Source organism: Pseudoalteromonas sp. Xi13 (assembly GCF_003952205.1).
Lineage (GTDB): Bacteria > Pseudomonadota > Gammaproteobacteria > Enterobacterales > Alteromonadaceae > Pseudoalteromonas > Pseudoalteromonas atlantica.
Genome location: NZ_CP034439.1, coordinates 2,546,966 through 2,570,114, shown reverse-complemented (window position 1 = coordinate 2,570,114; position 23,149 = coordinate 2,546,966). Strand labels below are relative to the sequence as shown.

Genomic DNA, 23,149 nt, shown 5'->3' with positions numbered 1-23,149 from the left:
AGCTTTAAAATATAGACTATTAATTTTTAATAATACTCTGGTTCTAACGCTAATCTTTGCTTATTAACCCTATTTTATATAGCATCACTAAACAGCACGAAACACGTTGAGTCAACGAGTTGTGCGCACTCATAGCGTAGTATTTAGGGATGGTTTAAGTTATGGATAAAAGAAAGCTCAGCGAAACCGATATAATCAGTAAGTTTATTCTGCCCGCAGTTAAAACCGCAGGATGGGACGACATAACCCAGATACGCCAAGAGGTTAAACTACGTGACGGTAAAGTAATCGTCCGTGGGCAACTTGGTGTACGTAAAACGGTTAAATCGGCTGACATAGTGCTTTACCATAAACCCAGCATGCCGCTTGCTGTCATTGAGGCTAAAGCGAATAAGCACGAAGTAGGTAAAGGGCTACAACAAGGGTTAGATTACGCCAGGCTGCTTGATGTGCCGTTTATATTCGCCTCTAATGGTGATGGCTTTATTTTCCACGATAAAACTAAGCTAGGCACGCCAGATGCGTATAACCTCGAAACCGAAATACGCTTAGAAGACTTTCCATCACCACAAGAGCTGTGGGCTAAATATTGTGTCTACAAAGGCTATACAGAATCGCAACTCCCTATAATAAACCAAGCCTATTACGATGATGGCAGTGGCAAACACCCGCGTTACTATCAGCTCCAAGCGATTAATAAAACAGTAGAGGCTATATCGTCAGGTAAAGACCGTGTACTCCTCGTCATGGCAACAGGAACCGGTAAAACTTATACCGCGTTTCAAATCATTTGGCGCTTATGGAAATCACGCGCTAAAAAACGCATATTGTTTTTAGCCGACCGCAACATATTGGTCGATCAAACTCGTATTAACGACTTTCAGCCATTTGGTACTTCAATGACCAAAATTACCGGCAGAAAAATCGACCCCGCCTATGAAATACACCTAGCACTATACCAAGCGCTAACAGGGCCAGAAGAATCTCAAAAAGCGTTTAAGCAAGTAGACCCTGATTTTTTCGACCTTATTATTATTGACGAGTGCCACCGTGGTAGCGCAAGTGAAGATAGCGCATGGCGCGAAATACTTACTTACTTTGAAGGCGCAGCACAGGTCGGTTTAACCGCAACACCTAAAGAAACCGAAGAAGTATCAAACACTGATTATTTTGGTGACCCTGCTTATACCTATTCCCTTAAAGAGGGCATAGAAGATGGCTTTTTAGCACCCTATAAAGTGGTGCGTGTTGATCTTGATGTAGACCTACAAGGCTGGCGGCCAACAAAAGGCCAGGTTGATAACAATGGCGAAGTAATACAAGACCGCATATACAACCAAAAAGACTTTGACCGCACTATGGTAATTGACGAGCGCACACAGCTGGTGGCCGAAACCATCACCAACTACCTTAAGCGTACAGACCCTATGGCTAAAACCATTGTGTTTTGTAACGACATAGACCACGCCGAACGTATGCGCCGTGCCATTGCCAACTTAAACCCAGAGCAAATGGCTAAAAACGATAAGTACGTAATGAAGATCACCGGCGATGACGAACTAGGTAAAGGCCAGCTCGACAACTTTATAAACCCTAAGCGCCCATATCCTGTAATTGCCACTACCTCAGAGCTTATGACCACAGGGGTAGACGCTAAAACCTGTAAGCTAGTGGTACTTGATCAGAACATACAATCAATGACCAAGTTTAAGCAAATCATTGGTCGTGGTACCCGTATTGACGACCGCTACGGTAAGCTTTGGTTCACCATAGTCGACTTTAAAAAAGCCACTGAGTTATTTGCCGATGAACGTTTTGATGGCACGCCAGAAAAAGTAATAAAGGTAACGCCAACCGACATTGAAAACGAAGATGTTGATATTGAATCACAAGATGATGCAACCGGCGCAGAGCAGCCTGATAGCGTATTCGATGATCAATCAACCGGCGATGAAAGCAATGTCAATAACGACACCATAAATGACCCTAAAGGCGATGGCTCGCTTGATGGCGAATGGGACGATGAAACAAACAAAATGGTTAAGTACCGCGTATCAGGTGTTACCGTTAATAAAGTGGCAGAGCGAGTACAGTATTACGATACCGACGGTAAACTCGTTACCGAATCATTTATAGATTACACCCGTAAAACCATGAGCAAGCATTACAGTTCACTGGATGACTTTGTAAAACGCTGGAATGAATCAGAGCGTAAACAAGCAGTCATCGATGAGCTTGCCGAAGAAGGCATTATTTGGTCAGCGCTTGAGGAAGAAGTTGGCAAAGACATGGACCCCTTTGATATGATCTGCCATGTAGTTTACGACCAACCACCCCTTACCCGTAAAGAGCGCGCAGATAACGTACAAAAGCGTAACTATTTCACTAAATATTCGGGAACCGCGCACACCGTACTCGAGAACCTTCTGTTAAAATACGCCGACGTAGGCGTGCAAGAAATAGAATCTATGCAAGCACTTAAAGTGGCGCCATTTAACGAAATTGGCAGCCTAGGTGAAATTATTAAAAAAGGCTTTGGCGGCAAACCACAATACGAGCAAGCACTCAAAGAGCTCGAGGCCGAAATTTACCAAATACCAACGTCTAAAACAGCTTAAATTTATCATTGCTGTCGCTTTGTATGAGCTACAGCAATGTATTAACAAATCATAATAAACAGCTTTCATATTCGCTTTTTACCGCTGTTTATAAAAATAATCAAACAAGAGAATACTATGTCTATCAGTTCAGCTATTAAATCCATTCAAGATATTATGCGTAAAGACGCCGGTGTCGATGGCGACGCCCAACGCCTTGGCCAAATGTCGTGGTTACTATTTTTAAAAGTTTTTGACGCACAAGAAGAAGAGCTAGAGCTTGAATTAGACGATTACCGCGAGCCAGTCCCTGAACAATTTTTATGGCGCAATTGGGCGGCCGATAACGAAGGCATAACCGGCGATGAGCTGTTAGAGTTTGTAAACGATAAGCTATTCCCAGAGCTTAAAAACCTAACCGCACCCATAGATAAAAACCCCCGCGGCTATGTAGTCACCCAAGCCTTTAGCGATGCCTTTAACTACATGAAAAACGGCACGCTACTACGCCAGGTAATCAATAAGCTAAACGAAATAGACTTTACCGACTCAAAAGAGCGCCACTTATTTGGCGACCTTTACGAGCAAATACTAAAAGACTTACAAAGCGCAGGCAACGCGGGCGAATTTTATACCCCGCGCGCTATCACTAAATTTATAGTAGCAGTAACCGACCCAAAACTAGGCGAGTCAATCATGGACCCGGCTTGTGGTACCGGTGGCTTTTTAGCGTGTGCGTTTGACCATGTAAAAGCAAACTATGTTAAATCGGGCGACGACCACCAAGTATTGCAAAAGCAAATACACGGCGTAGAGAAAAAACAACTCCCGCACTTACTGTGTACTACCAACATGATGCTTCACGGTATTGAAGTACCAGTACAAGTTAAACACGGTAATACGCTAAATAAACCGCTTTCAAGCTGGGATGACCAAGTAGATGTAATCATCACCAACCCACCATTTGGCGGCACCGAAGAAGACGGCATAGAAAAAAACTTCCCAAGCGACATGCAAACTCGCGAAACAGCCGACTTGTTCTTACAGCTCATTATAGAAGTGCTCAATACCAAAGGGCGCGCCGCAGTAGTATTGCCAGACGGCACCTTGTTTGGTGAAGGCGTAAAAACCAAAATTAAAAAGCTATTGGTAGAGGAATGTAACTTACATACCATAATACGCTTACCCAATGGCGTGTTTAACCCGTACACCAGTATTAAAACAAATATACTGTTTTTTACCAAAGGCACACCAACAAAAGACGTGTGGTTTTACGAGCACCCATATCCAGCAGGGGTTAAAAATTACAACAAAACCAAGCCAATGAATTTTGAAGAGTTTAAAACGGAGCTCGAATGGTGGGGTAACGAAGCTGACGGCTTTACCAGCCGAACTGAAACCGAACAAGCATGGAAAGTATCAATCGACGATATTATTGCTCGTAACTACAACCTAGACATTAAAAACCCCCATGTAGGCGAGGTAATAAGCCATGACCCGCAAGCGCTATTAGCCGACTACTCAAAGCAGCAAGCCGACATACAAGCACTGCGTGATCAGCTTAAAGGTATATTATCAGCAGCCCTTACAAAAGATAGCGAGGGCAAGTAATGGCTGAGTCAAAAACACCAAACAAAAACGCCCAGCAGTTAATCACCGAACACCTTGATATTTGGACAACGGCTATTGAGCAAAAATCGTCATCAGGGCGAGGCTCATCTAAAAAGTTTTCGCTTCACGGTATTAAAAAGCTCCGTGAGCTTATTTTAGAGCTCGCAGTACGTGGCAAGTTAGTGCCGCAAGATCCAAACGACGAACCAGCTTCAGTATTGCTAGCGCGTATAGCCGCAGAAAAAGCGCAATTGGTGAAAGATAAAAAAATCAAAAAGCCTAAAGCACTGCCGGAAATTAATGAGGATGAAAAACCTTTTGAGTTGCCTGAAGGATGGGAGTGGGCAAGGTTAGGTGAGATAGCAAAAAAGCTGACGGATGGCTCTCATAATCCTTCTAGAAATAACGGGGAAGGATACCCTATGTTAAGTGGGCAAAACGTAAATTATGGCAAAATCGATTTTGTAAACCCTTCGAGGTACGTAGATCAAGAAAATTATGATAAAGAACACTCTAGAACCCTAGTTCAAGAAAATGATGTTCTACTCACTATCGTCGGTTCAATAGGACGCTCGGCAGTTGTACCTCCGATGGCACCTAAGTTTGTATTGCAAAGAAGTGTTGCTGTTATTAGTACAGATTTAATCCCAGAGTTTATATGTAATCAATTTATATCTCCTATTTGTATGAGGTACTTTGATAAACACGCAAAGGGCACTGCTCAAAAGGGGATATACTTAGGGAAACTATCGCTAATGCTACTAGTAATCCCACCATTGGATGAGCAACAACGCATCGTTGCTAAAGTCGATGAGCTAATGAGCTTGTGTGATGAGCTTGAGGCGCAAACTGAAAACAGTATTACCGCACATCAAACTTTAGTTGAAGTGCTGTTAGAGGCCTTGCTAAAAGCACCAGAGCAAGGAACAACACCGGAACAAACCGCTGAACAGTTCCAACAAAACTGGCAACGTTTAAGCGAGCACTTCGACACGCTATTCACCACCACCGCCAGCATCGACACGCTAAAGCAAACCATTCTACAACTGGCAGTAATAGGTAAACTCGTCCCACAAAATCCAAACGACGAACCCGCCGCCAAACTCCTAGAGCGCATAGCAGCAGAAAAAGCCCAACTGATTAAAGACAAAAAAATCAAAAAGCAAAAACCACTGCCAGAAATCACCGACGAAGAAAAACCGTTTGAGTTACCGAATGGCTGGGAGTGGGTTAGGTTTGGTGATATGTACTTATTGGAATATGGAAATAATTTGCCACAGCCGAAGCGTTCAAATACAGGAGAATTTTCTGTATATGGGTCCAATGGAGTTGTAGGTACTCATAATGAAGCATCTATTCAAGGTCAATGTATTGTCGTTGGGCGGAAAGGCTCTGCCGGAGCCTTAAATTTATGTAGTGAGAAAGGGTGTTGGGTAACTGATGTGGCTTATAGTATTTCTCCCCCTATAGGAATTGATATTGATTTTTGTTTTTATCAGTTACACACACTTGGATTGGACTCTTTAGGCAAAGGCATCAAGCCAGGGCTTAACCGGAATGAAGCCAATATACTTTTAGTAGCTGTACCTCCATCAGAAGAGCAACACGGCATCGTAGCTAAAGTCAATGAACTAATGGCATTTTGCGATCAACTCAAAGCCCGTTTAACCGACGCACAAACGACTAAACTTCACCTAACCGACGCCATAGTCGAACAGGCGTTGTAAGTACAATATTTAAAAGTGAGTTTGTATAGACTCACTTACATTATTACGCATTAAATAATGGAAGTTAAAAAGTAATGAATACAAACGTAATTAAAAAAATAGAAACATTAATGACTGAGCACATGCAAAGTGCGACTCGAAAACAGCTCGAAAACCACGCCGAATTGTATGAGCGTAGTGAAAGCTACTTAGACAATAAAAATCATAAAATAGCGTTTATTGGTAATGTTGGTGCTGGTAAAACAACATCAATTTGTCATTTACTTGGATTAGTGAGTAATGACACGCCTGTATTAAGTACTGGCTCAGGTAGAACTACATTGTGTGAAGTTCACTTAAAGCATAGCCAACAAGCTATGATTGATGTTGAGCCTTATACAAACGATGAAGTACAAAGTTTTTTACTGGATTTTGCTTTATATTTAAAATCAGATAACAGTGATGCTGATCAGGAAGGTTTTAAATTAAGCGCTGAGGTTGAGCGTGCTATTCGTAATATGCTTGATCTGAAAATAGAGCGTAAAAAAGTTGATGGTAAACGGATTGCCACTGACTTTGCGAAAGTGTTTGCAAAAGACTTTAGCCGCGATGAGTTAATTAATGAGTTTAATAAAATTATTAAGCTAGAAAAACGTACTCAAACGCGTTTTGAAAATGATGGCTCAGAGCCTAACTTAGAATGGTTAAACAATACATTTAAGCAAATAAATAGTGCGACTCAACCTAATGTTAGTTTGGCTAAAAAAATCACCCTTTACGTACCTGAGCTCAATATTAATAGCGGCGATTTTACACTTACGTTTGTTGATACAAAGGGAGTTGACCAAACAGTTAACAGAGTTGATTTAGATCAATGTTTAACAGATGATCGAACGCTAAGTGTTTTCTGTACTCGCTTTAATGATGCGCCAGATCAAACCTGTTCACGAATGATTGATAGCGCGATTCAAGCGGGTTTAAAATCACGGATAAATTCAGAATCAGCATTACTTGTTTTAGACCGCGCAGGTGAAGCTGAAGATGTTATGGATTATGAAGAAGCGGTAGGTGATAAAGAAGATGGTCGTGATATTAAAGCAGATCAAATTAGTAGTGAGCTTTCACAAAAGTTTGCTGTAAATAAATTAGATATTGAATTTTTTGATGCGAAACAGGATGAGCCGACTGACTTACTTAAGCTGCTAATTGATAAAGTATCAGCGTTACGTGAGGGCCATCAAGCACGTTTAGCCGAAATTAATAATTCAGTTAATGAGATTGAGCTTGAGTTGAAATCAGAGTCAGCAGAGCTTGCTAAACGACAAGTAAAAATGACTTTGGAGCCTTGGTTAAAAAAGTCTCGAGGCTCTACACCTACGCTAAACGAGTTTTTCTTACCTTTGGTAAAAACAATTAGCGCAAAAGGGACCTATGCCGCCAGTGTTAGGGCTAGTGTGAATAGAAGTGGTGATTGGCATAATCTAGATTATTATCAAGAAATAGCATCGGGAGCGCGTGCTCAGTGTGTAAATAAAATTTACCCAGTTAAAAGCGACTTAAACACTTTGATCGAGAATATGCTAGCTCAAAATGAATTACAACCAGCACACTCTTTACTTAAGCAACTTAGAAATACAACAGATATACGTATAGATGAAATAGCACAGCTAGCTTTGTCAAAAGGTCGTTCTGCTTACGAAAGCACGATGAAAACAGATAAGGTGCTTTGGAATGTTTTATACAGAGAGTGGGGGCAGGGAGCTGGCTATAAAGACAGAGTATCTCAAAAAACTCATGATTGGTTTAAAGGGAATGATTATTCTCGCTATGAGTTTGAAGTCACGCGTGCCTTAGTAACCAAGTGGGAAAAGTATTTAGAAGAGATTGAACATTTAATAGGTTCAAATTTAGCTAGCTGAGTAATTAGGGTTAAAAATAATGACGATGCCTAGACCCGTTCGGATATTTCATATTACCGCAATTGATAACTTGCCAATGATCTGTGAACACAGAGAGCTTAGAAGTAAAGAAAAGTCATGTAAGCAGGGCATCGCATACAATAATATTGCGCATGAGGGAGCCCAAGGTGCTCGAGCCTATAAGCAGGTAATTAACCCACCAGGGGGAGGCATACATGAATTTGTGCCTTTTTACTTTGCCCCGCGTTCTCCTATGCTCTCAGCAATCCATCATCGGAAAGTGGCAGACTGCGATTATTTTCAAGAAGATATTATTCATTTTGAGCTAACAATTGAAGGCGCATTAAAAGCGGGTATGAGTGAATACGTTTTTTACGACAGAAACGCTACCAAAGGCTACAGTCATGCCTATACAGACTTAAAGTTATTACAGGATGTAATTGATTGGGAAATATTAACTGAAGCTCCTACGCTTGATGGTTTTTGCAAATTCTTTATGGATAGGCACAATGACCCAAGATATTTAGATAGAAGGGAAAAGCGTATGGCGGAGTTTTTAATAAAAAACCAAGTTCCTTTAGCTTGGGTTAACCGAATAGGTGTGGCAAACGAAGGTAAAGCACAACAAGTTAATGCTATTTTAAGGCGGTTTGAGTTAAACTTGCCGGTAGTTGTTATGCCAGCTTGGTATTTTTAAGGGTGATTTTGGGAGCTGTATGGGTATTAAATCAGTAGAGGGTAATCTTTTAGAACAGCAAAATGTTGATGCCATTGTAAATACGGTTAACTGTGTTGGTGTTATGGGGAAAGGTATTGCGTTACAGTTTAAAAAGAAATGGCCAACCAACTACAAAACCTATGCGGCGGCCTGTAAAGAAGGAGGAGTTACTCTAGGGAAAATGTTCGTTTTTGAACTAGGCGCACTTGCTACTCCGCGTTTTATTATTAACTTCCCTACAAAAGGTCATTGGCGAAGTGACTCTCGCTTTAAAGATATTGAGGCTGGTTTACAAGATTTAGTTGTTCGCATTAAAGAGCTAAATATTCAATCTATTGCTATACCACCCTTAGGTTGTGGTAATGGCGGGCTCGATTGGGCAATAGTAAAACCTTTAATGTTAAGGTATTTGGCTGACATTCCTGAACTTGATGTTTATTTATATGAGCCAACAAGCTCTATAAAAGCACAAGACATGAAAACGAGTACTCCGAAGCCTAGAATGACCCCAGGTAGGGCTGCTATCTTAGCCTTGTTGGAATCGTATCAATCGGTTAGTTATGGTCTATCAAAAATTGAAGTACAAAAGCTTGCCTACTTTTTGCAAGCTGCCGGCGAAGATTTGCGACTTAATTTTGTAAAAGATAAGTTTGGTCCCTACGCCGATGCTTTAAGACATGCTTTAAATACAATGGATGGTCATTATATTCAAGGTGTTGGTGATGGGGTTGTTGAGTCAGAGATTCGTCCAGTTGAAAGTACACTTGAAGATGCTAAGTTGTTTCTAGCCAGTTCTAATCCTGAAATTAATTCTCGAATTAACCGTGTCTCAGATTTGATAGAAGGTTATGAATCACCTTATGGTGTGGAGTTATTGGCAACGGTTCACTGGGTGGTGAAACAAGAGCAAGCAAATACTCCAGAGCAAGCTTTTCAAGCAATTAAAAACTGGAATGACCGTAAAAAAAGTATAATGAGCCAAGATCATGTTACAGCTGCTTGGAAGCAACTTAAGAATCATGGTTGGTTATAACAGATAAAGCTGCGTCTTTTATGGACGCAGTATTTATGAACTAGTAATTTGTACGAGCTTTATAAGAAGATATTAAAGATTAAGGTCTCTGAGTTTATCGAGTTCATCTACACGTAAGTTTAAAGACATCACTAAATTTAAAATTAATTCTTCAGGAGTTAAACTTTCACGATTAAATGCGGAGTCTATTAATTGTTCCGTTATTGGGTGTAAAGTTAAATCTTTTGCTAAGCCATAAACTTCTTCAAGGTCTAAATCATCAGCTTTAGGAGCGGATACTTCCAAGGAGATTTCTTTTTTATTTTTTTGCTTAGCTAAAATCTTTTTAATTTTTTTCTGGTGTTTTAACGATTCTTGCTCTAGCTCTTCCTTCAAGCGGTCCGTTTTATTTTTAACTGTGTTTTTCAGTATTTTTTTGGCTTGCTGTGCAGCATCATGGGAGTCATCAATAATAGTGCCCATTCTAGTTTGTGGTGCATAAGTGTGCTGCAAACTAAAGGAGACATCATAAACGTCATCACCTAAAACTCGATTAGTCCAACTTTTAAGTGTTTCATTTTCATCTATAGGGCCTGGTACATTAGTTTTAGCAATATTCCCTTCAAAGTCGACAATAACGCCGTACACTTCCATAATTCTGCGGCAATAATTATGTTTATTCATTTTAATTCCTTATTTACAACCCAAATATTAGTGAGGTTTTTTGTATCCATCATTTCGTTAATTTCAATTAGCTTGAGATAAGCTTTACTCTTACCCGTTTTATGTTCTGGTTTAGCGAGTTTTGAATTTGCCATAGTAACAGGGGTTACGTTTATGTAGTGAAAGCTATCTAAGCGGGTAAGAACTTTATTTAAAATATCGGTAGAAACTGAAGTTTTAAATAACTTATGTAGCTGCTCAGTAAGCGGAGTGGGGTCTATTTCTCTTTCAAATCCATCGCTAAAAACAATATCTATCCCAAATTCACCATAATTTTCGAGGTCTAACTCTTTTGAGGTACATAGGTAAACTTTCCCTTCTCCACTGTGACGCCATTCAAGTATCTCAAATAAGGCTAAGGCTATTTTAATATCAAGTGGTTGTAAGTTAGGGTTGGAGATAACATTTAAAGCAAAATGTTCATATCCTTCAGGTGCTTTATCAAAAGCAAATACATCGCCATTGTTGTTTTTAGTTGAGCTTTGTAATAGTGGGCGATGAATGTATGTCTCACCACGAGCTCTATATTCTTTTGATAATTTTGAGTTTTGGTGCTTATTTTTAATAACAATAGGATTATCAAATGAGCCCGGGTTTTTATTTATTATTTCCATATAAATCCTAATAAAGTTTAAATTAACGTTATTACCTAATTTATTTGATTTTTTGTTTTTTAAAACAATACCTTACAAGACATTGTAAATTCCCGTTGAAAAAACTAGAAAAGGACACTGTTAAATCATTTAAATTCATAGGGTTATGATTTTTTTCTTTGTTTTTTTTACGTTATAAAATACTACTTTATACCGGTTACTATGTACTTATTGATTACAAACAACTAGGTACATAGCATGAATATAACCCCTCAATTAAAACGTATTGTTGCACACTTTACCACTGAATTATTAGAAGAGTTCGACGTAGAAGAGCTATGGCAAGATAAGCTATTTAAAAAAGCGTTATGTAGCATTTCTGGGTTTAGCTATACAAATTTACAGGGCTTAGATGTTGATGATTTGATAGCCCGATTAGATCATTTAGCAATAACCACAATGCCTAAAACGTTACAAAAAAATGTGCATATATTCTGTAAAGCGTTTGGACTGCCTAAAACGGTCACTCCTTTAGTTATTTTTTCTTGCTGTATGACGCTCAGTAAACCATTACGCGAACTTGTTGAATACTTACGTGACGATTATGCGAGCGTTATTTTAGAAAAAATAGCTTATGCGGTTGGTATTGATGAAGCACAACTCAACAAGCAAATTGGATTAATTATTGAATCTGGTATGTATTCAATGGATATGGAGATATTTGCAGGGGAAGATGAGTTTTTAATACTACCAAACGCAATTGCTAAAAGCCTTCTCGAGGGTAAGTTAAATAGTGAAAGTGATATTTTATCTAACTTGGTTACTCCTTGTGAAGCTTCTGAACTTAGCGCTGCTGATTTATCTCACTTAGATTTAAATACGTTACTAAAAGCTACGCAAAATGCTACTAAGACGGGTGGGCAAGCATTGAGTATTTTATTTTATGGTGTGCCAGGTTCGGGCAAAACTTCATTGGCTAAATATATAGCGCAAGCCTGTGGCTCACAGTTGCTAAAGGTACAAGCTAAAGGTAGTAACTTAATAAACCCAACTAACGAGCTCGATAGCCGAAGCGCAAGTTCTGAGCTGCGTTTAGAGCACTTTAATGTGGTGAGTAAGTTGGTTGGCAAGCGTAAAAAAACAATGCTGTTACTGGATGAGTGTGAAAATATTTTTGAGCGTGACTTATTCTCTAAAAGCTTCTCAAAGGAGTTACTTCATACTTATATTGAAAATCACCCTGTTGTGAGTATTTGGATCACTAATCATCTAGAAGAGTTACCACAGAGCGTTATTAGGCGATTTAATATTGTTTACGAAATTCCTGAGCTAAACAAAACAACTAAAGAAAAAATGATTGGGAAATATGTTAAAGGTTTGAGTGTTGGTAATAGTTTTATAAGTAAATTAGCTACTCAAAAAAACTTACTGCCAGCTCATATTGCTAAAGCTGTACATGTAGCAAAATTATGTGGATTTAAAGCACAGACCGCACGTGAATGCATAGAAGAGAATATTCAAGATACTTTAACTGCATGCGGTTTTTCAGCACACGAATTAATTTATCAAGCAGCGCAAAAATTTAATCCTAAAATGGTGAATATAGAGTCTGAGTATGCATCACTCGAACAGGTTGAAGAGGCTGTAATTGAATATTCGAGTTCACGAACTTTGCTAACGGGCCCGCCTGGCACAGGTAAAACAGCTTTTGTAAATTATTTATGCGAAAAAGCTGGTTTTAAACTTATATCTGTTAAAGCATCTGACTTATTAAGCAAGTGGGTTGGCGAAAGTGAGCAAAATATTGCTCAACTATTTAAACAAGCTACACAAGAAGGAAGTGCAATATTTATCGATGAGGCGGATAGCTTGCTATGCAGCCGCGAACAAGCGAATGCAAATTGGGAGGTGCAAACAGTTAATGAATTACTATGCCATATGGAGCAATTTCAACTCCCACTTTTTGCCGCAACTAACTTTGCTAAAAATTTAGATAAAGCGGTAATGAGGCGATTTGATTTTAATTTAAATTTAACCTATTTGACTCCTGTACAGGCTAAGCAATTATTTAAAGATACATTAGGCCCAGGAGTGTTAAATAAGCACTTAATGCATGAGTTATACAAGCTTACAAAGCTCACACCTGGTGACTTCGCGATTGTAAAAAGGCAAATGAAGTTTTCAAAAAAGCGAATGACTCAAGAGCGAATGTTATCGGTTTTACAAGAGCAAAACGCTCAAAAAGAAGGCGGAAAGCAGAAGATTGGGTTTGTTTAATTGGGCTCACAACATTACGACGCACTTAATTTTTAATAGTTTGATTGAAACAGATATAAACATTAATAATGTTGATGCATTTGAATTTTGTACATTTAAAGGTCGCATGCTATGAGAAAACGGAGCTAAACTTGGGTGGTATGAATGCAACCTCGATAAAGAATCTTGCTATATAACTACTGCCACTGTTGTGATAAAGAGTTAATATAAATGAAGACTATTGAGTTATCACTCTTAAATATCAATCGAACTTCCAAATACTAAATACCATATAATGTGGGTATTTATTGTGACTTAATTTACATTCCAAATAAGAATTTGATTTTAGCAAGTTTAAAAATATATCTAAATTAAAGGGAACATAATGTTTAAGATAGACAGAACGTCAAACAGTATTACACCGATCAAAAATAAAAGTTTTACTGAGCTTGGTTTTACTGAGCGAAACCATTTACAGGAATGGTTGGCAAATCATCCAAATGCATTTGGTGAAGAGCTATTAATTATTCAAAAAGAGTTCGCAGGATTTGAAGATACCCGAGAGCGCTTAGATTTATTGGCGTTGGATAAGGAAGGTAACTTAGTAATTATTGAGAATAAATTAGATGATAGTGGGCGTGATGTTGTATGGCAGGCGATGAAATATGCAGCTTATTGCTCAACGTTAACAACTATACAAATTATTTCTATCTTTAAAGATTATTTGAAAAGTTTAGATGGGGATGCGGATGACGCTTCTAAGGTTATTTATGAATTCTTGGACGAAAGTGAGGAGTCAGAAGTAATTTTAAATGAAGGTATTAAACAGCGCGTTATTTTAGTTGCGGCCAATTTTAGAAAAGAAGTGACTAGCACTGTTTTGTGGTTCAGAGAGCATGGTTTAGATATTACATGTATTGAAGTTAAGCCTTACCAGCTTGGGCAGGAATTAGCGCTTAGTGTAAATAAAATAATCCCACTAAAAGAGACTGAAGATTATTTAATTTCTATGAGAGAAAAAGCCGAAAGTCAGGTGAAAGCAAAACAAAATGGTAATCGACATACTAAACGAATATCATTTTGGAAAAAGCTCATGCCACAACTTTTGGAGAACAACAGTCAATCGTTTGTTAATACAAAAATACAGCCAAAGTCCTTAATACATTCTAAGTCATTAGCTACAGGTCAAAAATTACAGCTAAATTTTAGCCGTGATCATGTAGCTGTAAGGCTTTTAATTAAATTTAATGACTTTAAGACACAAGAAAAAGCCTTTAATCAATTATTTTTAAATAGAAAAAATATTGAAACTCAATTAGGTTTTGACCTTGACTGGGTTATTGGAAAAGATAATAGAGCGGCTGTCATTCAAGTTAAATATGAATGTGATGGATATGATGAGGCCAAGTGGGATGATTATTGCCAATGGCTACTTAAAAAAGTAATTGCTTTTGAAACGGCTTTTACTCCAAAGTTATATTCGAGTAAATAAGAAAGAAGCAGGGTAGGCTAAATATTGTTACCAAACTAAGTCAGGCCAAGTTGCGTTGAGTCTTCTATGTTGCGAAGTAGTCTTGAAATGAGGTGGCTGTTGAGCAAGCTCAGAATAAACCTTATCCTAGAGGGGTTGTTTTTGACGGTATTGATAAATCAATATTGCTAACTAATAAGCTCGTAATTATTTACTTCAGAAGTAGCTAACTATTTTAATGATTTTACACCGCCATTTATCAATTTTAGAGCTTTTGCCGATAGCGCCAAGCTCTATTTCAACTCAAAAATTACAACACAGATTAACTGAGCGGGGCTTTGAAGTTTCAATGCGCATGCTTCAACGTGACTTGCAATCACTTTACGAACAAGGTTGCTTTGGTCTTGAAAAAGATAGCCGCAGTAAGCCCTATGGCTGGTCTATCAATGCGCAGTGGCGAGGTGGGAACGCAAGAGTAATGAGCAGTGAAGTTGCAGAGCACTATTTATTGCTAGAGCAATTACTACCACAATCAGTCCCAAGTGACGTTAAGCAGTTAGTGCATATTAAAGCTGAGCAGGCGCTTAAACGTTTTAATGATCATGTGCCTGACTGGCTTGCAACCCTTCCAAAATCGTCGTTAAAAGTGAATATTGATACTCAGTTAGTTGCGCAAATTGAGCATGCGATTAAGCATAAGCGTGCAGTGAGTGCTGAGCTTTATAGGGTGCTTTATGATGAGGCGCATTGGCTAAAATTTGCTGAATTGAGTTTTTACAACTTAGTTGAGCAAGGTGGCGTGTTGATGGCGCAGTTTATGGTGGGGAAGCTTCATGATAAGTGTTACCAGATGCCGGTTTACCGTATCCGCAATGTACACATTTTGCAAAAAACACGACGAGAGCCAAGCACTGAGCAGTTAAAGTCGTTACGCAGTGCGATTAACAAAGGCATGTCGCAAGAAGCTATAGAATTAGTAATAAAAGTACCTACCCATTCGGCGGTTAATCAAGGGTTTATTGAGCTTGGTGAGCTGACTGACAAGCAACAGATTGACGCTAAATACGTATTATTTACCTACCAAACTATTGATAGCGAGCAATTGACCGATGAGCTATTTAAATTTGCCCATTGGCTCGAGGTTGTTAAACCCGAAAAGCTGCGACAAAGAATTGTTAGCAAGCTTCAAGCGGCCGCAAATATTTATAAATAACTCCTACTAGTTTTGGTGCGTCAAAAATTGACGCACCTGTTTGCTATGCTCCTTTAAAAGTTAAGGAGTAGTTATGTTTCAATTAATTCAGCAAAATGATGGTTTATCAATCGGTGTATTTGGCATTGGCGGGTGTGGCTGTAATACGCTTAACAGTATTTTTGAACAACGCGAGTCTGAGCAGGCGCACTTATACAGCGTTAATACCGACAAAGTGGTGCTTGAACATACGCAAAGTGATGAAGCGGTACTGATAGGTGCAGAGCTTACTCATGGATATGGTGCAGGAGCAGATCCTAAAGTTGGGCTGCAGGCAGCAGAAGAAAGTAAAGATCAGCTTTTAACGCTTATTAATGGTTGCGATATAATACTCTGTGCAACAGGATTGGGTGGCGGTACAGGGACTGGCGCTAGCCCTTACATTGCACAACTTGCTAGTGAGCAAAATAAGCCAGTGATATTTGTAGCTACATTGCCATTTAGTAGTGAAGGGCAGTTTAGAAGCAATATAGCGCAAGCAGGTTTAAATGAGCTTAAAGAGCATGCTAATGCTGTTATTACTCTCCCAAACGATCAACTTATTGAAGTGCTAGGTAATGATATTGGCTTATTTGATGCCTTTAAGCATAGCAACCAAATACTCCACTCACTGATAAAATCATTAATCGATATGCTGTGCTTTCAAGGCTTAATAAACGTGGATTTAAATGATTTTGCGAAAATTATGGATTGCCAGGGTGATGCAGTACTAGGTGTTGGTAAATGCGATGAAGAAAGCGAGCTAACTACTGCACTTGATGGTGCACTCAATAACCCACTGGTTAATCAGGTAGATATGTCATCAAGTACCGGTGTAATAATACAAGTTAATTGCAAAGATGAAATTTCACTGGGCAGTTATAATCTCATTACCGATACAGTACGTCAGCAGGTAAGCCCTAATGCTTTGGTTATTTGTGGTGTTTCAAGAATAGAAAGCCTAGCGACTAACTATGAGTTACTAGTAATTGCTACGGGCGCGAGTTCTAAAATGGTTATTGATGACTTGAGTAAAGACAAACAGCCTGAGGAAAAAGAGCCTAATAAAGCCAAGCCTGAAACAACTGACATTTTTGATATTCCTGCTTTTATTCGCAATCAAGCTCCGGCTCCATGTACAAAATAAAAATTTGCTACTGTTCAATCAGTACAGACTCATCAGCAGTTTTGTATCGACATGATGATTGTAAATATGAGTCATACTAAGAATAGAAATTAAAAAATACACCATTTATACACAAATGATTTTAAGTTGTTGTTTTTAAAGGGTTAGGCGGGGGTTCAAATCCCCCCAGCTCCACCAATTCGCTGTTCGATAACATCCGAACAGATACAGGAAACCCGCTAACCACATAGGTTAGCGGGTTTTTTATTGCCTAAAATATCGCCTTAAAATTAAAGAAGAAAGAGATAGTTTTAAAAATAGTGGAATGAGATTTTAATTACTATCGCGCTTTTGATAGGCAAAATTTATAGCGAAGATGACTGATAGACCTATTTAAATTTCTAGTAGCAAAGTAAGTTTAATACACACTTAAAATTTGCCTAAACAAATGAAAAATGGGAGTATAAAGATCTATACAGATACTTATAAGGAAATATTTAATGTATGCAATGCCAACTCGCCCCGAAAACCCTTCTGCTCAAGATTTACAACTTTACAATTTTGAATTACTAGCTAGGAAACACTATCAAAAGCTTTTAAAAAATAGCCCAAATTGTGGGGACACAAAAAAAGCTATGGCGAAAGATATGGCCCACTTAAACAAAGAAAGAGAAAGAATTTTAAGGCCTGCAGAGGCTCGGGCTATTTTAGCGTCTTACAGATCTAATAGTGAAAGTTCAAGTATTGAGCAAAAAATGGAAGAAAAATATCGCCCTACAAAAGTTCTTCAAAAAAACCTAAGAGCAGCTGGAGAGATGAAGCCCTCAGCAAACCATGAGGCACACCATATAATTTGTTGTAAAGGACGTTGGGATCAAGCTGCAGTGATGAGGGCGAGACTTAACTTACATTTTAATGGAATAGGCATTAATGATGCTAAAAATGGCGTTTGGCTTTTTAATAATCCTAGTAATAAACAGTATGACTGGGGCACACCGGATGCTCCTGCTCATAAGACTATACACACCAAAAAATATGAAACTTGGCTTGGTGACAATTTAGGCCGTAAGGCGCTTAGAGATGATAAAAGCTTATTTATAAACGAGCTAAGAATTGCCAAAATTTTAATTAAAGATGGTAACTTCCCCACTTTAGGATAATGCTCATGAAAGTATATAGAATTAACTGTAAGAATGACCAAGGGGATATACTAGATTTTGACCCTTACTCATTGTATCAATCACTAAAAAGATACGTGGACACTTCTGAAGCAGAGTTTATGGTTAAAATTTTTGATTTACATGCCAATAATGACTCTATTCAAAATATATGGCCAGATGTTATGCCTATAAAGCCGTTGTCTAATGATTATGAAAAAGTTGATATTTATATCCAGGGTGGGTTTTTATTATTATCTAAGAAAGCTTATGAATATTTATACCAGCTTTTAAATGAGTATGGTGAGTTCCTAAAAATAGACGTAAATGGCAGTGAAATGATACTTTTTAACTTGCTTGTTTTTGGCCAAGAAGATCTAGATAAATGCATTGAGGACTACTCTAAAGGAGTAAGAAGTGGCTTTAAAAGCTTTGCATTTATTGATTCAGATATAAATAGCAAATTACTATTTAAATCTAAGTTGTTAGATGGGATAGGGCTATTTTGCGGTGAAGAATTTAAGCAATTAGTTATTCAAAGAAAATTAAATGGCATTGAATTTAATAAAATAAATTAGTTCCTTAATTTATTTCATTGTTTAATCTTAATGTAAACACGATAATTTTAATTGAAACAGTATTTGCTTTGATATTTAACCGTGCATTATCTGTATGCTAATTTATGGTGCATTACCCAAAGCAACAATAAATCCCCTCTAAGACTTTCATTCTGAATAGAAAGCAATTGTTACTTAGCTTATTAATATCTTAAAAGGTTCTCAAGTTATCAAATAAGGCGACAGCTACCGAATCACCTTCATTAATACCAAAGGTAAAAAGAACCGAACTGTACCAATTAGTGAAAGCTGTTTAATGAGATTCCCAAAAAATCAGGGCCACTATTTGCAGATTGTCGAAAGGCGTTTGAAAGGACGGTAAATAAAACCGATATTAATTTACCAAAAGGGCAGTGTAGCCATGTTCTACGGCATACTTTCGCAAGTCATTTTATGATGAACGGAGGTAATATTTTGGTACTACAGCAGATACTTGGTCATGCAAAGATTGAGCAAACCATGGTTTACGCGCACTTTGCACCAAGTCATTTAGAGGATGCTATTAGATTGGGCCCGAGTATATTAATTTAACTAGGTTTCGTTAAGTACCAAATTACTGCACCAGCAGCTAAATTAAGAGTAAACGAGCCGATAGTTGCTAAGATAAGTTTTGTATTACTTTTACTTGAAATAGCAATATAAGCAGACTGTTGGTTATGATCACCCCCAGTTAAAGAAAAGAGACTAAATCGGGTACTAAAATGTGCCCACTTTTCTATTTGGTGGTTAAAAAGTGCCGTAGCATCTCTCAGCAGAAGAAACGAAACAAAGCCAGCTAATGTTAATGCATGCAGTATATCACCTGACTGCGAAGCTAAATAAATTATACATATAGATGCAAAAAGAACTGGTAATATCCAACGATTTATAAACCTTAACTTTTTAATATGTTTGGATATAAATATATTAGAACCTGTTACAGACTTTGGTTGTGTGCATCCCTTGGCCCATCGTCCAACAATTGCAAATACCTCTTCTGAAGATGTTTGAGTAGCTCCATGTATTGAAACAGATATAGAACCATCTTCAAAGTCTAAGCCGTCTGCCTCACTATGATTCTTAGATAGCGCCGCTTGAAGCATAACGAATGGATTCATTGGATTGGAAATTCTAACCGTAATAGACATTTCATTTTCTAAATTATCTATTTCATGAGCTATTATCCAATTAAATATAACTTTATCAGTGCACTTATCAGAACCTTCTACAGCTTGATAAAGTGAATGGATACTATTGTTTTCTAAATGCGTACAATCTGAAAAAGAAATTAAGTATTGGAAACCAGCTTTAGTTGGTTGGTATGATTTAACTTTTTCACCGACCATAGAAAAAAGTCTTTCAAGGTCATTTAAATTACAAACAAAATCTCTTTCTATAACTTTTGTAGTTGAACCTAATTTTGAGCGAGTAATAATATATGGTTTGCACAGATCTTTTGTTAATTGTTCTAATTGTACTGGATTTGACATAATCATCCCTAATAGTTGTTTTGTCCATATCATCCCCAATTACATAAGTTAACACAAGATTTTATGAGATGTCACAAGTAAGTAACTCTATGTTTTCAAAGTAAGTTGTTGTTTTTGATAGCTACATGTAATAATCGAGGCTTTTCGGATGGGGGTTCACCCCCCCAGCTTCACCAATAACGGTTTTTAAATTCGTTTGTTTAAAATCCATAAAAAACCGCCAATTTGAGCAATCAAGTTGGCGGTTTTTTTTATGGCTTTAATTTATTCTGTGCTTGTAGCGGCTAGCTTCATTTTTATCGACCTTACTTTCATTTTAATACTAATAATAATAAGCGTTAAAAACGACATTAAGCTAATTAGTAGAGTTAAATCTAATATCGGTGACTTGGCGAGTTGTGTGTTTGTAGGTGTGACGGGCAAAGCGTCAGGCTTATTTTGTTGTTGCCTAATGTAGCTTTGGCTTATCCAATCAACGGCGTTGATCCATTGAATTTTATCAGGGTTATCATTACCAAGCTTGCTCATTACATGGGCGTCGTTATTAAGCGATTTAGCAAGGTTAATTAATTGCTCCCAAAATACATGTTCAGTGCCTAGCGCATCTATTTCTTGTAGGTGCTGCTTTAACCTTTCTGCGCCCATGCTGTTTATATTTGGTTGCTTTAGAATTTTTGCGTAACTATTTATATGCGTTGAAAAACGAGCAAAATAGCTATCAATTTTTTGCTGCGCCCCTTGGTTAAGCTCATCTGTGTTATGGGTGTTAGGCAAGGTGACTTCTGGGTGCTTTTTTTGATTTGCTAAGTACTGCTTATAATTAACGTAATTTAATGTTGTAGAGGGCGAAGCTATTGAGCTGTCTATCATACTCATTTTAAGTGTGTTAAAGCTTATTACTGCTGAGCAAATAAGGCAGATGAATAATAAGCTATAACAAAAAAATAATGCGCTTTGCAGTGCTAATTTGGGCAAGGCGGTTGGGCTATTTACGCCGGATTTTTTAATGCTGGTTATTGTATTAGCTATGTTTTTTACTGCTGGCTCATTGCGAGCAACAACCAGTTTAGTACCCGCGGCACTTTGGGGTGCCCTTACACTTGCGTGCGGTTCTACTTTGGTGATTAAACCAAAACTTTTTAGTTTAGATTCTGTTTTAACTGCATCAATACTCGATAGGTCTTTGACGAGTGCGTAGGCTCGGCCATCAAATAATTTTACAGCGACATTATGGGGAATTTTTAAAAACTGACAGAGTTGCTCTTGTACGGTACTAATGTCAGCATTTTGGTGTAACTGACCATTAAAAATAATTTTAAATGAGGCGCTCACGCTATGTCCTTATTCGTGCAACTTCCATTGAGGAATTTTTATTATTGTTTTAACACGCTGTTAATTTACCAGATAAAATAAGGGGTTTCTAGTATTTAACCTTATTAAACTAGTAAAAAAGCCTGAACAAAATTTACTCTGTTGGGTTTTTAACGCATTGTTTTGCGGTGATTTTAGTGGAAGTGCTTGTTTTTCATGTTGTTTTATTAGGAACGCGGTGTGTAGGCTTTTATAAAGCGATTTAAACGTGTTGTTTACATTTAATAAATATAGTGAAGCAAGAGAGGGCGCGTGCGATTTAGCATTTAAATACGTTGCCCTTTGCAAGGGGGTTTACAAAGGGCAACCAGAGTGTTTATTTTACGGCTGCTTTAATGGGCGTTTCGCCGTCAAATAGTTCAAAAACGCGGTTACCATTAAATGCGTTAGTAGCAATATGTAATAGGGCATTGGCAACGTTTTCGCGGCTAATTTTAGCTTTAGAACGATCGTTTGGACGCTCGGTGGTTACTTTCATTGAGGCGCTTTCATCGGTCAGCCCACCTGGGCGCACTATGGTGTAGTTTAAGCCACTGTTGATAAGGTGCTCATCGGCCATATGTTTGGCAACTAAGTAAGGTTTTAAGTCACTTTCTATTGAGTCTGGATCGTCAGCGCCAATAGAGCTAATCATAATAAAATGTTTTACGCCATGCTCTTTAGCATACGTTGCTGCTTTGGTGGCTGCCCATAAATCAATAAGCACGGTTTTATCTGTGCCTGTACTTCCGCCCGAGCCAGCAGCAAAAATAACTTGATCGCAATCTTTTAGTGCACCAGAAAAATCGCCTTCGAGATCTTGCTCCACAATGCTTAAAAATGGACTATCTAAATCATCTAACTTACTTTTGTCACGCACTAATGCAGATACATTTTGCTCATTGTTTAAAAGCAACTTGGTTGCCATTTTACCAATTTGTCCGCTAGCGCCAATAATTAGGGTCTTACTCATAATTAATTCCTTCTCAATTTAGTGTAAAGGTATTTAGTACAAATAGACCTTGGGGTAGGCATTCGTTTTTAAAGGGTAAAACATGATTATTCTTCACAAATAATAAATTTGCTGGTGAATAAAGTAGGAGTCTGAACTGAGTATGAAAATTAGTCGCTTTTGCCGTGTTTATTCAATCATTATGCTGACTTCGGTAACATAATTATGATGGTATAAACTGATGCGAACAGCATGGTTTTGGTAGTTATAGTAAAGGGTGCGGTAGTTATTATCGCCTTTGCTGTTAATGGGATCACCAAGGGCCTGCTGATAAAATTTAGAAATAGCATCAATAGAAGCAGCTAAATACCCTGTTCTAACCAGCGGGTATTCGCCAGTTACATCCATGGTGGTGATGAATTCTTCAGGTAAGGGGATGGCGGTTACGTCTTGGCTAAATGTGTTAAACGATATAGCGGCGAGTAATGTTACAGCACAGGTTAAAGCTTTCATTGTGATCCTTTTATTGATACCCATCCGCATTCATACATATGGTGCGCATTGGTTATATAATACCAGTGCGCAATAATACTTAATCATTTTGCGGTGCTAACCGTGTCGTTACCTGTTTTAAAAAATTC

General features: G+C 38.1%; 18 protein-coding genes and 1 pseudogene. 13 read left to right on the top strand and 6 right to left on the bottom strand.

Translation table 11 applies throughout. The features are described 5' to 3' along the window. Nucleotides 1-161: 161 nt before the first annotated feature. The 6 genes from EJ103_RS11590 (at nucleotide 162) to EJ103_RS11565 (ending at nucleotide 9,584) form a co-directional block, all read left to right on the top strand. A complete protein-coding gene (locus EJ103_RS11590; RefSeq protein ID WP_126007756.1) occupies nucleotides 162-2,618 on the top strand; it encodes a DEAD/DEAH box helicase family protein in 2,457 nt (818 codons plus the stop codon). A 117-nt stretch (nucleotides 2,619-2,735) separates the two neighbouring features. After that, a complete protein-coding gene (locus EJ103_RS11585; protein ID WP_126007754.1) occupies nucleotides 2,736-4,208 on the top strand; it encodes an N-6 DNA methylase in 1,473 nt (490 codons plus the stop codon). After that, nucleotides 4,208-5,935 carry a restriction endonuclease subunit S gene (locus EJ103_RS11580; RefSeq protein WP_126007752.1) on the top strand — a complete coding sequence of 576 codons (1,728 nt, stop codon included), beginning with the start codon at nucleotides 4,208-4,210 and terminating at the stop codon, nucleotides 5,933-5,935. Before EJ103_RS11585 ends, EJ103_RS11580 begins: the two co-directional genes overlap by 1 nt. Before the next feature lie 74 nt (nucleotides 5,936-6,009). Beyond that, nucleotides 6,010-7,833 (top strand): hypothetical protein, encoded by a 1,824-nt coding sequence (locus EJ103_RS11575; protein WP_126007750.1) that lies wholly within the window; start codon nucleotides 6,010-6,012, stop codon nucleotides 7,831-7,833. Nucleotides 7,834-7,852: 19 nt separating this feature from the next. Continuing rightward, a complete protein-coding gene (locus tag EJ103_RS11570) occupies nucleotides 7,853-8,530 on the top strand; it encodes a DUF4433 domain-containing protein (protein WP_126007748.1) in 678 nt (225 codons plus the stop codon). Nucleotides 8,531-8,549: 19 nt separating this feature from the next. Continuing rightward, nucleotides 8,550-9,584: a macro domain-containing protein gene (locus tag EJ103_RS11565; protein ID WP_126007746.1), complete on the top strand. Its 1,035-nt coding sequence runs from the start codon at nucleotides 8,550-8,552 to the stop codon at nucleotides 9,582-9,584. 72 nt (nucleotides 9,585-9,656) lie between these two features. On the opposite strand, the gene EJ103_RS11560 is transcribed toward EJ103_RS11565, so the two are convergent. Further along, nucleotides 9,657-10,247: a hypothetical protein gene (locus EJ103_RS11560; RefSeq protein WP_126007745.1), complete on the bottom strand. Its 591-nt coding sequence runs from the start codon at nucleotides 10,245-10,247 to the stop codon at nucleotides 9,657-9,659. Further along, complete coding sequence (locus tag EJ103_RS11555) at nucleotides 10,244-10,900, bottom strand: hypothetical protein (protein ID WP_126007743.1); 657 nt, start codon at nucleotides 10,898-10,900, stop codon at nucleotides 10,244-10,246. The genes EJ103_RS11560 and EJ103_RS11555 overlap by 4 nt, the downstream gene beginning before the upstream one ends. A 237-nt stretch (nucleotides 10,901-11,137) precedes the next feature. Between EJ103_RS11555 and EJ103_RS11550 the strand changes: the two genes are divergently transcribed. The 7 genes and pseudogenes from EJ103_RS11550 to EJ103_RS11520 all read left to right on the top strand — a co-directional run. Next, entirely contained in the window at nucleotides 11,138-13,156 is a 2,019-nt protein-coding gene (locus EJ103_RS11550; RefSeq protein ID WP_126007741.1) for an ATP-binding protein, read from the top strand. 364 nt (nucleotides 13,157-13,520) lie between these two features. Continuing rightward, nucleotides 13,521-14,627, top strand: coding sequence for a DUF4268 domain-containing protein (locus EJ103_RS11545; protein WP_126007739.1), 1,107 nt, complete (start codon nucleotides 13,521-13,523; stop codon nucleotides 14,625-14,627). A 217-nt stretch (nucleotides 14,628-14,844) separates the two neighbouring features. Continuing rightward, nucleotides 14,845-15,819, top strand: coding sequence for a WYL domain-containing protein (locus tag EJ103_RS11540; RefSeq protein WP_126007737.1), 975 nt, complete (start codon nucleotides 14,845-14,847; stop codon nucleotides 15,817-15,819). A gap of 73 nt (nucleotides 15,820-15,892) precedes the next feature. Beyond that, a complete protein-coding gene (locus EJ103_RS11535; protein WP_126007735.1) occupies nucleotides 15,893-16,984 on the top strand; it encodes a cell division protein FtsZ in 1,092 nt (363 codons plus the stop codon). Between the two features lie 479 nt (nucleotides 16,985-17,463). Then, nucleotides 17,464-18,123 carry an AHH domain-containing protein gene (locus tag EJ103_RS11530; RefSeq protein WP_126007733.1) on the top strand — a complete coding sequence of 220 codons (660 nt, stop codon included), beginning with the start codon at nucleotides 17,464-17,466 and terminating at the stop codon, nucleotides 18,121-18,123. A 5-nt stretch (nucleotides 18,124-18,128) separates the two neighbouring features. Then, complete coding sequence (locus EJ103_RS11525; RefSeq protein WP_126007731.1) at nucleotides 18,129-18,698, top strand: hypothetical protein; 570 nt, start codon at nucleotides 18,129-18,131, stop codon at nucleotides 18,696-18,698. A 223-nt stretch (nucleotides 18,699-18,921) separates the two neighbouring features. Beyond that, a pseudogene (locus EJ103_RS11520) lies at nucleotides 18,922-19,268 on the top strand (tyrosine-type recombinase/integrase); the annotation flags it as partial. Here EJ103_RS11520 and EJ103_RS11515 read toward each other — a convergent pair. The 4 genes from EJ103_RS11515 to EJ103_RS11500 all read right to left on the bottom strand — a co-directional run bounded on the left by EJ103_RS11515 (nucleotide 19,265) and on the right by EJ103_RS11500 (nucleotide 23,021). Continuing rightward, entirely contained in the window at nucleotides 19,265-20,206 is a 942-nt protein-coding gene (locus tag EJ103_RS11515; RefSeq protein WP_126007729.1) for a hypothetical protein, read from the bottom strand. The pseudogene EJ103_RS11520 and the gene EJ103_RS11515 overlap by 4 nt on opposite strands. Before the next feature lie 264 nt (nucleotides 20,207-20,470). Then, nucleotides 20,471-21,538 carry a hypothetical protein gene (locus EJ103_RS11510; protein WP_126007727.1) on the bottom strand — a complete coding sequence of 356 codons (1,068 nt, stop codon included), beginning with the start codon at nucleotides 21,536-21,538 and terminating at the stop codon, nucleotides 20,471-20,473. A gap of 355 nt (nucleotides 21,539-21,893) precedes the next feature. Continuing rightward, complete coding sequence (locus EJ103_RS11505) at nucleotides 21,894-22,529, bottom strand: NAD(P)-binding oxidoreductase (RefSeq protein WP_054983048.1); 636 nt, start codon at nucleotides 22,527-22,529, stop codon at nucleotides 21,894-21,896. A gap of 168 nt (nucleotides 22,530-22,697) precedes the next feature. Further along, nucleotides 22,698-23,021: a hypothetical protein gene (locus tag EJ103_RS11500; protein ID WP_029772569.1), complete on the bottom strand. Its 324-nt coding sequence runs from the start codon at nucleotides 23,019-23,021 to the stop codon at nucleotides 22,698-22,700. Between the last annotated feature and the right edge of the window lie 128 nt (nucleotides 23,022-23,149).

Bases quoted from the DNA above. Each gene is read 5' to 3' on its own strand.
- EJ103_RS11565 (WP_126007746.1), top strand. From the start codon at position 8,550: ATGGGTATTAAATCAGTAGAGGGTAATCTTTTAGAACAGCAAAATGTT.
- EJ103_RS11515 (WP_126007729.1), bottom strand. From the start codon at position 20,206: ATGTCAAATCCAGTACAATTAGAACAATTAACAAAAGATCTGTGCAAA.
- EJ103_RS11540 (WP_126007737.1), top strand. From the start codon at position 14,845: ATGATTTTACACCGCCATTTATCAATTTTAGAGCTTTTGCCGATAGCG.
- EJ103_RS11550 (WP_126007741.1), top strand. From the start codon at position 11,138: ATGAATATAACCCCTCAATTAAAACGTATTGTTGCACACTTTACCACT.
- EJ103_RS11580 (WP_126007752.1), top strand. From the start codon at position 4,208: ATGGCTGAGTCAAAAACACCAAACAAAAACGCCCAGCAGTTAATCACC.
- EJ103_RS11590 (WP_126007756.1), top strand. From the start codon at position 162: ATGGATAAAAGAAAGCTCAGCGAAACCGATATAATCAGTAAGTTTATT.
- EJ103_RS11530 (WP_126007733.1), top strand. From the start codon at position 17,464: ATGTATGCAATGCCAACTCGCCCCGAAAACCCTTCTGCTCAAGATTTA.
- EJ103_RS11525 (WP_126007731.1), top strand. From the start codon at position 18,129: ATGAAAGTATATAGAATTAACTGTAAGAATGACCAAGGGGATATACTA.
- EJ103_RS11555 (WP_126007743.1), bottom strand. From the start codon at position 10,900: ATGGAAATAATAAATAAAAACCCGGGCTCATTTGATAATCCTATTGTT.
- EJ103_RS11575 (WP_126007750.1), top strand. From the start codon at position 6,010: ATGAATACAAACGTAATTAAAAAAATAGAAACATTAATGACTGAGCAC.
- EJ103_RS11570 (WP_126007748.1), top strand. From the start codon at position 7,853: ATGACGATGCCTAGACCCGTTCGGATATTTCATATTACCGCAATTGAT.
- EJ103_RS11505 (WP_054983048.1), bottom strand. From the start codon at position 22,529: ATGAGTAAGACCCTAATTATTGGCGCTAGCGGACAAATTGGTAAAATG.
- EJ103_RS11535 (WP_126007735.1), top strand. From the start codon at position 15,893: ATGTTTCAATTAATTCAGCAAAATGATGGTTTATCAATCGGTGTATTT.
- EJ103_RS11560 (WP_126007745.1), bottom strand. From the start codon at position 10,247: ATGAATAAACATAATTATTGCCGCAGAATTATGGAAGTGTACGGCGTT.
- EJ103_RS11545 (WP_126007739.1), top strand. From the start codon at position 13,521: ATGTTTAAGATAGACAGAACGTCAAACAGTATTACACCGATCAAAAAT.
- EJ103_RS11500 (WP_029772569.1), bottom strand. From the start codon at position 23,021: ATGAAAGCTTTAACCTGTGCTGTAACATTACTCGCCGCTATATCGTTT.
- EJ103_RS11585 (WP_126007754.1), top strand. From the start codon at position 2,736: ATGTCTATCAGTTCAGCTATTAAATCCATTCAAGATATTATGCGTAAA.